At 36.1% G+C, this 14856-nt stretch carries 12 protein-coding genes; 1 reads left to right on the top strand and 11 read right to left on the bottom strand.

Annotated elements, in window-relative coordinates; all coding sequences use genetic code 11:
• Nucleotides 1-53 precede the first annotated feature (53 nt).
• Complete coding sequence (locus FEU33_RS16815; RefSeq protein WP_146550644.1) at nt 54-617, top strand: FAD-dependent oxidoreductase; 564 nt, start codon at nt 54-56, stop codon at nt 615-617.
• Between the two features lie 116 nt (nt 618-733).
• On the opposite strand, the gene FEU33_RS16820 is transcribed toward FEU33_RS16815, so the two are convergent.
• From FEU33_RS16820 to FEU33_RS16870, 11 genes are all read right to left on the bottom strand, one after another.
• Complete coding sequence (locus FEU33_RS16820; RefSeq protein ID WP_146550645.1) at nt 734-2065, bottom strand: LLM class flavin-dependent oxidoreductase; 1332 nt, start codon at nt 2063-2065, stop codon at nt 734-736.
• Between the two features lie 148 nt (nt 2066-2213).
• Nucleotides 2214-3329, bottom strand: coding sequence for an LLM class flavin-dependent oxidoreductase (locus FEU33_RS16825; RefSeq protein ID WP_146550646.1), 1116 nt, complete (start codon nt 3327-3329; stop codon nt 2214-2216).
• Between the two features lie 42 nt (nt 3330-3371).
• Nucleotides 3372-3731: a hypothetical protein gene (locus FEU33_RS16830; protein WP_243881397.1), complete on the bottom strand. Its 360-nt coding sequence runs from the start codon at nt 3729-3731 to the stop codon at nt 3372-3374.
• 289 nt (nt 3732-4020) lie between these two features.
• Nucleotides 4021-4911: a LysR family transcriptional regulator gene (locus tag FEU33_RS16835; protein WP_146550647.1), complete on the bottom strand. Its 891-nt coding sequence runs from the start codon at nt 4909-4911 to the stop codon at nt 4021-4023.
• A 756-nt stretch (nt 4912-5667) separates the two neighbouring features.
• Entirely contained in the window at nt 5668-6981 is a 1314-nt protein-coding gene (locus FEU33_RS16840) for an O-acetylhomoserine aminocarboxypropyltransferase/cysteine synthase family protein (protein WP_146550648.1), read from the bottom strand.
• Between the two features lie 175 nt (nt 6982-7156).
• A complete protein-coding gene (locus tag FEU33_RS16845) occupies nt 7157-7948 on the bottom strand; it encodes an ABC transporter permease subunit (RefSeq protein ID WP_146550649.1) in 792 nt (263 codons plus the stop codon).
• 17 nt (nt 7949-7965) lie between these two features.
• Nucleotides 7966-8913 (bottom strand): aliphatic sulfonate ABC transporter substrate-binding protein, encoded by a 948-nt coding sequence (locus FEU33_RS16850; protein ID WP_186731466.1) that lies wholly within the window; start codon nt 8911-8913, stop codon nt 7966-7968.
• Nucleotides 8914-8931: 18 nt separating this feature from the next.
• The gene (locus FEU33_RS16855; protein ID WP_146550650.1) at nt 8932-9732 is read right to left on the bottom strand and encodes an ATP-binding cassette domain-containing protein; all 801 of its coding nucleotides are present in this window, start codon (nt 9730-9732) and stop codon (nt 8932-8934) included.
• A 641-nt stretch (nt 9733-10373) separates the two neighbouring features.
• Nucleotides 10374-11471: an ABC transporter substrate-binding protein gene (locus FEU33_RS16860; RefSeq protein ID WP_146550651.1), complete on the bottom strand. Its 1098-nt coding sequence runs from the start codon at nt 11469-11471 to the stop codon at nt 10374-10376.
• 88 nt (nt 11472-11559) lie between these two features.
• The gene (locus FEU33_RS16865; RefSeq protein WP_146550652.1) at nt 11560-12705 is read right to left on the bottom strand and encodes an acyl-CoA dehydrogenase family protein; all 1146 of its coding nucleotides are present in this window, start codon (nt 12703-12705) and stop codon (nt 11560-11562) included.
• A 733-nt stretch (nt 12706-13438) separates the two neighbouring features.
• The gene (locus FEU33_RS16870; RefSeq protein WP_146550653.1) at nt 13439-14764 is read right to left on the bottom strand and encodes an LLM class flavin-dependent oxidoreductase; all 1326 of its coding nucleotides are present in this window, start codon (nt 14762-14764) and stop codon (nt 13439-13441) included.
• Between the last annotated feature and the right edge of the window lie 92 nt (nt 14765-14856).

Below are 14856 nucleotides of genomic sequence, written 5' to 3' on the forward strand. Positions count from 1 at the left end.
AGAATGCTCAATTTTTATTTGGTAAAATAGATAGGAAAAGGAGGAATTCTAATATGTATGATATCGCAATTATTGGTGCTGGCCCCGCTGGAGGTAGCGCTGCAATCTTCACTGCAAAGGCTGGAAAGAAAACAGTTATTTTTGATAGCAATCAAGGGATTACCAAAAGAGCATGGCTAGATAATCATTATGGTGCTGATGGTATTTCTGGCCCTGATTTAGTAGAAACAGGTTTAAAACAAGCAAAAAAATTTGGCGCCGAACTTGTGGAAGCAAAAGTAACAGACATTAAAAAAACGACTGAAGGCTTCCAAATCGTTACAGAAAACAATACGGTAGAAGCAAAACAAATCATCTTAGCAACCGGTTTCCTTACTGAATTAGCAGAGGCTACTGGTCTTGCAACGAAAGCTGGTACCGAGCCTCGAGTAAAAACCATTTTTGACGTGGATGCTCAAGGAAAAACAAATATAGAAGGCATCTGGGCAGCTGGTACATGTGCAGGTGTAAGCGTCCATACAATCATTACAGCAGGTGATGGAGCAGCAGTAGCTGTGAACTTACTCAGCGAATTAAATGGCGAACGCTATGTCGATCATGATGTATTAAAAAAATAATTTTCATAAAAAAGGCTACCTACCTACTAAGAAATGTGCAAACTTTGGTACATTGAAGGGAGGTAGCCTTTCATCTTTTTTCTCTAAAAACCTGTCATGCTGATCAACTTGTCCTATTATATTTTTACTTGCTCTTCCGTATATCGATTTTCCACTTTCGGAAGACCGAGGTTCTTACGTAAAGTATCCCCCTCATATTCGGTACGGAATATTCCACGTTGTTGAAGAATTGGTACAACCGTTGTAACAAAGTCTTCTAGACTATTGGGAAGATGCGAGAACATAAGATTGAATCCATCAGCTGCATCATTAGATATCCATTCTTCTAATTGATCAGCAATTTGTTCTGGTGTCCCAAATATAATACGATGCCCTCTTGAACCAGCAACTCTCAAATACAGTTCTCGAATAGTCAAATTTTCACGTTTTGCCAAATCAATGATGAGTTGGCGACGGCTTTTATTGCCATTTGTTTCTGGTATCACATCTGGCAAAGGTCCATCCAAGTCATAGCCTGATACATCAAAACCACCAAGATATTCTGACAAGAAGTCTAATCCTATTTCGGGTGTAATAAGCTGCTGTAGCTTCTCATATTTTTCATATGCCTCCTCCACCGTTTTTCCAACGTAAGGTGAAACGCCCGGCATAATTTTGACATCATCTGGAGAACGTCCAAAGTCTACAACTTTTTGCTTTACTTTTTTATAAAAAGCTTGGGCTTCTTCTAATGTTTGTTGAGCAGTAAAAATAACATCTGCTGTTTCGGCTGCTAAATCCGTCCCTGCTTCAGAAGAACCAGCTTGAACAATAACAGGTCTTCCCTGTGGTGAACGTGATGAATTGAGTGGCCCTTTGACAGAATAGTATTTTCCTTTAAAATCTAATGCATGCAGTTTATCTGGATGAAAGAAAACGCCAGATTCCTTATCTCGTACTAATGCATCTTCTTCCCAGCTATCCCATAAACCTTTTACGACTTCCACAAACTCGGTTGCTTTTTCATAGCGCAACGAGTGATCTAAGTGACTTTGTTGATTGAAATTATTCGCTTCTGTTTGATAATAGGAAGTCACCACATTCCATGCAGAACGTCCACCATTCAGATGATCTAAAGAAGAAAATTTCCGAGCGATATGAAAAGGCTCATTATAGGTAGTAGACGCCGTAGCGACAAATCCAATGTTTTTTGTAATAGCTGATAATGAAGCAATTAATGTAATCGGCTCAAATCGAACAAGCTCTGCTGGATGCGACAATTTAGTAAAGGACAAACCATCACTTAAAAACAGCATATCAAGTTTTGCATTTTCAGCAATTTTTGCTATATTCTGAAAATATTTTAAATCTTCATTTCCATCCGCTTGAACATCAGGGTGTCTCCACGAAGCAATATGATGTCCTGTTCCCATCAAAAATAATCCCAATTTCATTTGTTTTTTTTCCATATCTTATTCAGCTACTAAACATAGAATGGAAAGTTACATCTTTTGAATATGTTTGTAGCTTATTGCACCTCGCTTTCAATGATGATTAACTACATAATTTCAAACTCTCATTTTTTGTACTAAACTTCTTCCATCTTGGTAAGATTCATTAGGCTAATTGCTTTTTAGCAAGACGTTCTTTTACTCTAGGAATGATATATGTGGCAACATTTTCAGCTGTTTCTAGATGTGGAAAACCACGTAATAGCACTTTATCGAAGCCTAACTCCACAAATTCAACAATTCGATCTGCGATTTGGTCTGGCGTTCCTACCAGCGCAATGGAATTACCAGAAAGTACTTGTGTCAATCCAGCCCATAAATTAGGTCCGATTTTAAAGTTATTTTCTTTTGAATCCTCCATTAAATGATGCAGACGTTTCACACCAACTGCTTCCCCATTAGTATTTAAACCGTTTTTAAATTCTAATGCAGCATGATCTATTCGACTGATTAATTTATTCGCATTGTTCCATGCTTCTTCCTCAGTATCTCCTAATACGATTTGGAAAGAGATACTATAGCTAACTTCTCTTTGCTGCTCTGCAACTAATTTTTTAATTTCATCAAGCTCTATCTTTGTATTTTCTAATGTTTCCCCCCAAAGCATATAAACATCTGCTAATTCAGCAGCTACTTTTTTGGCAATGGGTGACGATCCTCCAAAAAATACTTGAGGTCGCTTCGTAGGTTTTACTAATAATTTCGCATTTTTCAACTGATAAAATTCGCCATTATAATCAAATGTCTCACCTGAGAATAGGCGATTCAATATTTGAATAAATTCTTTCGTTCGTCGATAGCGTGCATCATGATCTAAAAAGTCTCCGTCTGCTCCTAATTCTGCAGGGGAACCACCTGTCACAATATTAAAATGCACTCTGCCATTTGACCATTGATCAAGTGTTGCAAATTGTTTAGCAAATACTGTAGGTGATACAAAGCCGGGGCGGACGGCGAACAAAATGTTTAATTTGTCCGTATGTGCAATTAAGTTGGCCGCTAAAACTAATGAGTCTAAGCAATTTGCTCCAACAGGTAATAGTAATGTAGAAAAACCGCCTTCTTCAGTAGCTTTTGCAATGGCTTGGATATATTCGGGTGTTGCAAGTCTAGAAGCACTTTCACTTGTCCCTGTCCAGCCATCAAATTTTTCTCCAGCATTGACCGTACCAACATATTCACCATCTCCAGAAGTAGGTGCCATTGTAATGAATTCAACCATTTTTATTCCTCCTCTATCGTTTATAATTTTAAAAAACATTATTTAGCTTGGTAAGATTTCCTTGTCAGGTAAAAATGCCTGCACTTTGATTTCACCGTTTAAGAAAGATTGCTTAAAATTTGGGAAAGCTGTGTCCGATGGAATATGGATAAACTCAACTTTATCTTCCTGTGCCGCTTTATAGGATAATTCACAAAAAGTGTTCGGTGGTGCCACAAAAGTGGTCGCCCCTTTTTCTTCCGCAAACCGCAAAGCGGCGCCTCTTCTACCTGTTTTTAGCTGTACTGCAGGATTAGGAAAATCTTCTGCCCTGCTTGTTTCAGTATCAAAAATACGTAAAATCGTTCCCTCCACAATCGGTAAAATTGTTTCTTTTTCATCAATAACTGCTGCAATTAACATCTTCTTTTCTCTCCTTTTTAAATGACCTTGCTGCATGATATTGTTTTTTTTATCCATTCATCTTCAGCAGAAGAATTCTTGGTCTGCTCGTAGAAAGCGCCCTCCTGCATCAAAACGGATGTAGACCAACACAATGATCAAACAAAGCCTTTTAAATAAAACAAAACATATTCAAATAGTAAGAATAAACTTATACTATTACTCTAACTTAATTGAATCGTTTTGTATAATTGAAAAATACGAAGAAAAAATTCAAAAAAAGTGAAGTCAAATGATGAACATTCTTTGATCATTCATGTAGACTTCCTAAGTGTTTTTGAATGACTTCTATTAAAAATTTCATCGCAACTCCGTCATGAAACGAATCTGCTTTACGTAGCAATCCTACTGTTAAACCTTTTTCAAAATCCATAATCTGTTTAATGACGGTTCCTTCAGGGGGAGGGGTAACGGCAATGAGAGGCACAACAGCAATCCCGTATTGTTCTTGCACGTAATACTTTAAGCCAAGCATATTACTTATTTCGATTCCATAGTGCGGATTGATCCCTGCATTAATCGCTTGTTTTTCAAAGTTACGGCGAAATGGACATACTGTAGAAGTCGTTAGCAAATTTTCATCTTGAAGATTTCTTAAATATACATTTTCATTTCCAGACAATGGATGGGATTCTGGAACTAATAACACTACCTTTTCTTGAAAAAGAGGTAGAAAAACTGTATCTTGGGACATTTCTGGTGCCGTACAAAGAGCTAGATCGATTTCTTCTTTTTTTACCATATCGATCAACGCGTTATTGCTATGAATTTGAATACTAAGTTGGATTTTCGGATATCTCTCTATAAATTGTTTTAATATTGAAGGAATACGGTAGCTAGCAGTAGGTTCCATGACCCCTAAACGAATGACACCGGATTCTCCATTCAATAACTCTTCCATCGCATTTTTTAAACTATCAAATCCTTTAAGAAGTAAGTCTCCTTTGTCATTTAATAATCTTCCTGCTTCCGTTAGTTGAAAGTTCTTTCCTCTTTCTAACAAAGTGACATTCAACTCTTCCTCAAGACTTTTAATATGCATCGTTATGGTAGATTGTGCATAATTTAATTCTTCAGCGGCACGTTGAAAGCTACTAAATTTCACTACCGTCTTAAACGTTTTTATCGTCTTTAGATCCATTTATATGTCATACTCCTTTTTAAAAGAAGGATGCTTAAAAAGCCCTATAAACAATCCTTTATTTATTTTTATAAATGAATCAATTCCATAAATCATTTTCTTTTTAAAAAATACGAACATTTAAGAATAACTAATTTTGATAGTTGTGGAGCGGAAGACGGCGACTCCTACGGGAAAAGCTTGAGCTGAAAGCCCCGCAGGAACGTAGTGACGAGGAGATTGAAGCCAAGCCCGTGGAAAGCGCCGTCTGGAGCGGAACAAAAACTTCTGAATATTAATGTTCATGTTGATTCGAAATGTTCGTGTTTTTCATCTAAATTTTGCATTATGAAATTGATTCAAATAAAATACATATTATATTTTCTATTCCTGTAATTGCCGCATTTAAAAATCTATATGAATTTCTGTGCTTACATCAAAAAATTAGCATAATAGAATGCTACCTCTAGCGTACTATTTTCATTTGGGATAGTCCCCCTTTAAAAAAAGATTCTAGTGACAAACAAATGTACACCAGAATCCTTCTTCAGTGAAACTTCACACAATGGAATTTTGCTACCCATTACATGTGGGATCAATCTTATCAATACTTTTTATTTTGAAAATACAAATATTGTATCATCTTTATATTTCCTTAAATCGCTCCGGATCTAAAGTTTCTTTACTTTATACGTGGAAGTCGAGCAATCCATATAGCAGCAAAGATGCTTCTCTTGTGTTATTTTCACCCTATCTTTTCCTGACCAACAGCATCTGTTATTTTATATGTTGAACCGTTTGGCTAGCTTTTTGTAGAGCTTGGTTCAAATCGGCTAAAATATCATCGATGTCTTCTAATCCAACAGAGATTCGTACAAGCTCTGGGAATACACCACTGCTTATTTGTTCTTCTGTGGATAATCTTGAATGTGATGTACTTGCTGGATGAATAACCAATGTCTTTGAGTCTCCTACATTGGCAACATGAGATAGTAATTGAACAGAATTGATAAATGTTTTAGCTGCTTCTAAACCGCCTTTAATACCAAAACTGAAGATGGATCCCGCACCTTTTGGCAAATATTTAGCTGCAAGTTTTTGCTGAGGGTCCCCTTCTAAGGTTGGATAATTGACCCAAGCGACATCCTCATGCTGAGCCAGATACTCGGCTACTTTTTGTGCATTTGCTACATGCTGTTTTACTCGAACAGGTAATGATTCTAATCCTTGAATAAATAACCATGCATTAAAAGGAGATAATGTTGTTCCCAGATCGTGACCTAATTCAAAACGTGCTTTCACAATAAAGGCTTGTTCATGTGCTAACTCAATGAAAGAACGATCATCTAAATTAGGAACCTTCTCTGTGAATTCTGGGAATTTCCCATTAGCCCAATTAAATTTGCCAGCATCTACAATAGCGCCTCCAATTGAAGTACCATGCCCACCGATAAATTTCGTTGTCGAATGAATAACAATATCTGCCCCAAAATCAATAGGCTTTAGCAAATATGGCGTTGTAAAAGTATTATCAACTACTAATGGAATGTCATGTTTGTGCGCTAACTCGCTAAGTGCTTCGATATCCGCAATTTGTAGGCTTGGATTACCAATCGTTTCAGTATAAACAGCTTTTGTTTTTTCATTAATAGCTTGTTCTACCTGACTTAAATCAGCTCCGTCTACAAAATGAACAGTCACACCAAACCGTTGAAATGTTTTAGCAAATAATGAATATGTTCCACCATATAAAGCATTTGTCGAAACGATTTCATCTCCTGCTTTCGCAATAGTTAGTAGAGCGACTGTAATTGCTGCTTGTCCTGAGGAAACTGCAAATGCACCAACTCCACCCTCCAAACCCGCGAGCCTTTTTTCAAAGACATCATTTGTTGGATTACCATTTCTTGAATAAATATAGCCCTCCCCGTTCAATTTAAATAAATTGGCTGCATGCTCCGTATCATCAAATACATAAGAGGTGGTTTGATAAAGTGGAACTGCTCTTGAGCGAGTGATTGGATCGACCCATTGACCTTCATGTAGAGCAATGGTGTCGAAGTTAAAAGTATTTCTGTTTTCAATTGTCATCCTGCATTTTCCTTTCTAAATAACATTCAGAATATTTGAGATATACTCTATATTATATAGTATATCTATTCAATTAGTATGATTTTAAATATATTATTCTTAAATAAGGTTAAACTATACATAATGTAGCAGTTTTCTTCATTTCCCCGCTATCTGTTAGTTGAAACTATCAGACTTAGCCTTCTTTTCCATGTCGCCGATATATGGGATTCCAGCTTAGCAATCGATATTCTAGTAATTTTGCTAATGAATCGGCTATTTTCCCTAAAAGCGAATACAACAAAATCGATAAAACTACGACGTCTAATTGCATAAACTCTCTCGCATTCATCGACATGTAGCCAATTCCTGAACTTGCCGCAACCGTTTCTGCTACGATCAATGTAAGCCACATGACACCTAAAGCATAACGAATACCTATTAGAATAGATGGAAGAGCACCTAAAAAAATAACTTTATAGAAAAGTTTTATTTTCGATAGACCATAAATCTTACCCATTTCGATAAATTTCGGATCTACTGATTTAATACCATGATACGTATTGATATAGATAGGGAAAAATACACTAATTGCTACTAAAAAAATTTTACCCTCTTCCCCTACTCCGAACCATATAATGACTAATGGGATCATCGCTAGATTTGGGATATTACGTAACATTTGAATAGTAGTATCTAAATATTTCTGAGCAGATTTTGAACTTCCATTTATTATTCCAAATAATAGGCCTAGCGTCCCGCCAATCACAAACCCTGTAATAGCACGCAAAAAACTAATCTTCAAGTTTTCCAATAACACGCCTGACTGTGTTTGTGTAATAGCAGCTTTTAACACATCTATCGGTGAAGGTAATATTTGATTTGATAAGGTTCCTAAACTTGATGAAATTTGCCAAATAAGTATCAACCCTATTGGAAGAAACCAGGGCGATAGTTTATCAAAAAAATGTTTTGCAAATGATTTCATATTGATCCCCTCCAGATTTAAGGCGCCCACACATAATCTGCAATTTTTACTTCTTGATCAATTAATCCAATTTCTTTAAGTTCTTTTGCTTGTTGCGTTAAATCAGTAATTGCTTCTTGATCCATATATTGAGGATTGGAAGATTTCTTTTTAAGTGCTGTTATCCATGTATCAGACTTAATACCAGTATTTGTTTCTAACACTTGAGCCGCTTCCGAAGGATCTTCATCAATATTTTTACCAACACTTTGAATATGTTTCACCACAGTTTTTACGACATCTTCGTCTTTTTTAAGAATATCTGCTGTAGCAAAATAGAAAGAACGATATGGCACAATTCCCTTAGAAGTCGCTATCACTTGGTTTCCATTTGCGGCAGACGCAGTCATGTATGGATCCCAAACAACCCATGCATCTACTTCTCCATTTTTGAACGCTACACTCGCATCTGGAGGATTTAGGATGACGGATTCTACATCATCAATTTTTAATCCTTCTTTCTTTAAGGCTTGTACGAGTAAATATTCCGCAATCGAAGCTTTATTATAAGCGACTTTTTTTCCTTTTAAATCTGCCACTGTTTTAATGTTACTGTTTCCACGTACAAGAATACCCTCTGTATCAGGAGCTGAAGGCTCACTTGCTATATATTTAAAATCCATTCCTTTTGATAATGCCATAACTGATGGTGCATCACCTGCATTGGCAAAATCAATGCTTTTCGCATTCAAAGCCTCTAAAATAGATGTTGCTGTATTAAACTCCGACCATTCTACTTTGTATCCTTTTTCTTTTAATGCTTTTTCTAGTTCACCTTTATCCTTTAATAGCAGAGTGGTACCATTTTTTTGATAACCAATACGAATAGTTCCTTTACTTTCTGCGTTTTTTCCACATCCTACTATTAATAACAATAAAGAAGCTATTAGCATGCAGTTCATTAAATTTTTGATAAAATTTTTCATTTACTTTATTTCACCCCTTTAAACGCTATATTTTGATAATGCCGATTCCGTTTCTTTTTGATTGACTATCTCTGAAACTTCATTTATTCCTTCTTTTTTATTTAAAACATGTGACAAAACTAATTTTTCATAGTTTACAAACTCAACACTCGAACGTTGTCTAGGTCTTGGTAGATCAATGGCAATATCCAATTTTACAGAACCTTCTTCTAACAAAATAACACGATCTGCTAAGACGATGGCCTCACTTATATCATGTGTTACCAAAATCGATGTATATCTTTGATCCAGCCATAACTTTTCTATCAACTCTTGCATTTCCATTCTTGTCAAGGCATCTAATGCTCCTAGAGGTTCATCAAACAGTAATAGACGAGGATTGGCCACTAATGCTCTGGCTAATGCAACACGCTGCCTTTGTCCTCCCGATAATACAGATGGCCATTCATTTTCATAGTCTTCTAACCCAACTTGTTTTAAAGCTTCTTGAGAGGCATGCTGCCATTGATCCTTTAAACCAAGCCCAACTCCAACATTCTCAATAATTGAGAGCCAAGGCAATAATCGATCTTCTTGGAACATAAAGCGAACTAGATCATTCGTTTTACCCAGCGTAACGCCATTTTGAATAATTTTTCCTCCAGTTGGCGTTTCAAGTGCAGCAATATGTCTCAGCAAAGTGCTTTTTCCACAACCGCTTTTACCAACGATCGCAACAAATTGCCCCTTTTGGATTTTCAAGTTCAATCCCTTTAACACACTTTTTGAACCAAACCGTTTTGTTAGCTGTTTTATTTCAAGTTGAACACCATTCCCCATCTCATTGAACCTCCTTTTAAACAAAAATTTACGAGCCAACAAAGAAAAACATACATTTTTGCTTACTATTCTTCCCGAATAGCAAACCTAGAAAATATTCATTTTTTGTGTAATCTCAAAACTACATAGACAAATAGCAAAAATAGTAATCACTTTATGGAGGATCTTTTTTACCAATAATATGACCCACGATATAATGTTTTTTCGAAACAATAGTATCCTTAATTTTCAACAATTTTACTGTATAGAAGTTGAAAATATATCACCCATAGTCATCTTATTTTTCTGATCACTATGCCTGAAAAATCCCCTACTATAGAATTTGTTGGTTCATCACAGGAACCAAAACTTGGAGTTGACTTGCGCCCTGCCAATGTACTTTTTAGGAGCCAGTGGTATCCGATGAGCTGCTTCTGGTCAACAGGATGGTGGTCACGGAGTCATTGCCACAGAACGCGGCATTCTTAGACTCCGTTCCTTCAATCGCTCCAAGACCACATCGGACGCTTGACCCCTAGTAGGCTCACTGGCTACGCTTCGGCTCATTTACACTACTTTATAAATATCATCCCGACTTTTGATGATGAGCCAATCTGTTATCGAATACAGTGTTTATTGATGACATGTTTTACTTCTGACTGTTATTCATCTTGTAATACGAATTCTTTTAATAACTTTTTATAATAAGTATCTGTTGGATTTTCTTTTATAAGCTCTTTTAAAGCTTTTTCATATAATTCAATATTGATATATTCGTTGACATCTAAATCTTTTGTATTTTTGATATAGCCGATTTTCTGCATTTGATTCCACATTTTTATAACACTTTTTTTATTTGGATCTGCGGAATAGTTAGAATGTTTTTCGTTTACAATAGAATCGATCACTTTATCATCTACGCCTTTAAAATATTGACGAGCAGCTTTGATCGCTACTTCAGGTTCTTCTTTTTTCGCGCGTTCAGCTCTGATTAATGCTTTTAAAAAGCGCTTATAGCCTTCTCCATTATCTTTCTTCAATAGTTTTTCCCTTGTTACTACTCGACAGCAGACATGTCCCGGTTGTAAATCATTACTCCAAGTAACCGGTACTAAACCACTTTCTACGGCTTGGGCATAATAGCTATTAGCTGATACAGCGGCATCCACTTTTCCGCTGGAAAGAGCTTGGATCAAATCTCCACCGGTTTTAAATTCTACAATATTCAAATCTTTTTCCCAGTCGATTCCAGCTTCTGCTAAAGCACTACGAAAAACAATATCAGACGTAAAAATACGGATTGTTCCGACTTTTTTACCTTTAAAATCTTCTAATGTTTTATATTGATCTTTATCTTCTTTTTTGACTAGTATTGGATGTCCACCTTCTAAATGACCCCCAATAATCCTAAAATCCGAACCGTTTGCAATAAAGGTTAAAGGTCCAGCTGTTCCAAATGAAAGGCCTACATCGATTTTTCCGGCTTGTAATGCATTCAATCCATCCGTTGAATTTTTAAATCCAACACGTTCTACGTTTACGCCCTCTTCCTTGAAATACCCTTCTTGAGTAGCAATATCTAATAATGGCGCACCGCCTGTTTCACTGTAACCAACTTTAATGTTATACACTTTATCTTTTAAATCTTCAGGATTTTTCGAGCCATTTCCTGATTTTTCTTTAGTGCCACAAGCTGTTAGCAATAATAGGCTCATGATTATTAAGGCTTGAATACCTTTCTTCCATAGACTTGATCTCATTCGCTATTTTCCTCCGATTTTCAGTTATATTTCGATGTAATTGTATCTAAATTTTTAGTAGCTATTTTCTTTCGTTCTTTACTATCCTTTAATCTAGAAGAATGTTTTTACCTAATTCTTGAATTGCGACATCTACTGGGACATGCAATGTCATTGTGCGCAGGTTTCTCCAATAACGATCAAAGCCATAGCGATTTGCAGTAGCACGACTACTTAATACTTCAAAAATACGAGATGTGACATCTAGACCTACTTTTGTTGTTACAACTTTTGCTATGTTTGTTGCACGGTCCAATTTCTTTCTCTCTTCTGGAGTAATCTCGTTCCCTTTATCCCATAATTGTTGGAACAGTTCATCTGAATGCTCTACCAATAATTTTGCTGCTTCGATTTCAGCATAAAATTCACCATAATGATGTTGAATAATGGCATCTTCAATAGCTGAACTTTGTTGCGGTGAGCGAGGACGAGTCGTTGTTTTGGTGTATTCTTTCGCCGCTTCAAATGCTCCTTCAACAATTCCTAAATATAGATGATTTAAAGCAAAACTTGCGATATTAAATCGTATTTTGGAAAACTCATTTTGATTAAATCCTCCTTTTAGTACATCCTTCTCCTCTACTCGAACTTGATTGAAGATAACTGTTCCACTATCAGTTTGTCTTTGACCAAAATTATCCCAGTCGTTTTTTATATCTATTCCAATTTGATTAGTAGGTATTACAGCAAGTAAAGGCTCCTCAAGTCCATCCAAAGTTGCAGAAACTAATAAATAATCAGAATCTACACTTCCAGAGCAAAAAATCTTTTTTCCATCAAAAATATAGTAATCACCATGCTTTGTCGCTTTTAACTTAATGTCTACTGGATTGAACGCATTACCCCAGAATAGATTTTTTTGAGCCGTTTCTCTGTAGTATCTGATTTTTTGTTCTTCATTCCCGCATAAATGTGGTGTTGTCAAATTGACAAAGTGATAGCCAAATACATGTGCTAGCGAACTATCTACACGAGCAAAAATTCGTACAACTTTTAGTACATCAAGCCAGCTGCCACCTAATCCACCGTATTCTGTTGGAATCAAAAGTTTTAATAATCCACTTTTGCGGATTAAATCTCTTTCTGCTTTTGCAGTTCCACCTGCATGATCTCTTTCAATAGCTGTTTCAGAAAATTTTTCTGCTAGTTCTGTAGCGATTTCTTCGAATGATTGTTCCTTTACTGTAGTACTCATTTCCAATTCCTCCTCAATCTATTTTCATTAAATTTATATATAATATGTAATAACTAACTAATTTTAAAAAATATTAAATGAATCAATTTCACAATGCAAAATTTAGATAGAAAACACGAACATTTTAAATCGACATGGACGTTAATATTCATAAATTTTTGTTCTGCTCCAGACGGCGCTTTCCACGGGCTTGGCTTCAATCTCCTCGTCACTACGTTCCTGCGGGGCTTTCAGCTCAAGCTTTTCCCGTAGGAGTCGCCGTCTTCCGCTCCACAACTATCAAAATTAGTTATTATTAAATGTTCGGATTTTTTAAGAAGAAAATGATTTATGAAATTGATTCAAATAAATAATTATTATTTTTAACTCGATCGTTATGTGTTGATAGTTAAATGTTTTACATATTACTAAATCAGTTCAAATCCTATTATTGAGCTTACTCAATAAATTGTTTAGCAAGGATCTTACTATTTATATACAACGATTATCCAATTTTTTCCACGCGATATAGTGTATTTGCTGATTTCCGCCACCGCTTTGCACGACTCATGCAGGACATCGAATTTACTTCCTGAATCAACACCGCACGAAGAAAATGCGCACACGTTTTCGAGGAGTCGAGCAAGCCACAGCAAAGATCTATATAGATGGAGCTAAAGATAGAGGATTTTTTAGAATTACACCAAATATTTATCCTAATTTCCTCAATCAACACGCCTGACTTATCAATTTATTATCGGTATATCTTTTCTGAATATCGATTTATCGGTACCTTTAAGCCAAAATTACCTCGCAATGTGTCATGATCGTATTCTTTTCTAAATAAACCACGCTCTTGTAATATTGGAACCACTCTCTCAACAAATTCAGGTAACCCATTGGGCGTTGCTGCCTGAATAATAAATCCATCAACCACTCCCTCTTCAAACCATTGTTGAATAAGATCTGCTACTTTCTCTGGAGTTCCTACAAACTCCCCTTTTGGTGTTGCAAATCTTAATGCTACTTCACGCAATGTTAAATGGTTTTCTTTTGCAATTCTTTTAATATCCCCTGAGATTCCTCGGTGACTATTATTTCCTAATTCACCTAAATCGGGGAATGGTTCATCAAGTGGATACTGAGAAAAGTCGTGATCATCAAATGGCCTCCCCAATGCGTGTAGAGCTTTTTCAATTGTTATGAGACTGGCTAGTTCTTGTTGTTTCCGATCTGCGTCTTCCTGTGTATCTCCAATTATCGGTAAAATTCCAGGTAAAACAGAAATTTCGTCTGGATTTCTTCCAAAATTGCGAGCTCTATGCTTTATATCAAGAGCATATTCTTTCAATTCTTCTTTACTTCCACCACCAGCAAATATTGCATCGGCGTTTTGTGCACTAAAGTTTCTTCCTGATTCAGATTTTCCTGCTTGAAAAATAGCGGGTTGACCTTGCTTAGAACGCGCGATGTTTAAAGGTCCTTTAACTGAGAAGTAATCTCCCTTATGATTTAAGGCATGTAACTTCTCTTTATCAAAAAAGATGCCCGATTCTTTATCATAGACAAATGCATCATCTTCCCATGAATCCCACAGACCTTTTACAACATCAAGAAATTCAGCTGCTATTTTATAGCGTTCCGAATGCTCAGGGAGATTTTTATTATTATAATTGTCTCTAGATCCAGAAAGCCAAGAAGTTACCACATTCCATCCAGCTCTACCTCCACTAATATGATCTAGTGAAGCCAACTGTCTTGCAACTGTATAAGGCTCGCTATAACTAGTAGAGATTGTCGCAACTAGCCCAACATGATCAGTTACACCAGCGAGTGCAGACAAAATCGTAACGGGTTCAAACCGATTCAAATAATGGGGACTTGAATTTTCATTTATTGATACACTGTCCGCAATAAAGACAAAATCAAATTTTCCTTCCTCTGCTTTTAAGGCTTGTTGTTTATAAAACTTGAAATTTGTACTAGCATTTGGTAGTGAATCTGGATGTCTCCAATCACCCCATCCTCCACCTACGCCGTGAATCATTGCACCTAACTTTAATGTTTTTTTATTTGTCATAGTAACAACTCTCCCTTATTGATAAAATATGAAGTATAATTTAACACTTCTAAAACTCTGTATTTTCTTTTTCCAGTCCTTAAGAAATCCAT

It is taken from the genome of Rummeliibacillus suwonensis (assembly GCF_007896435.1).
Classification (GTDB): Bacteria; Bacillota; Bacilli; order Bacillales_A; family Planococcaceae; genus Rummeliibacillus; species Rummeliibacillus suwonensis.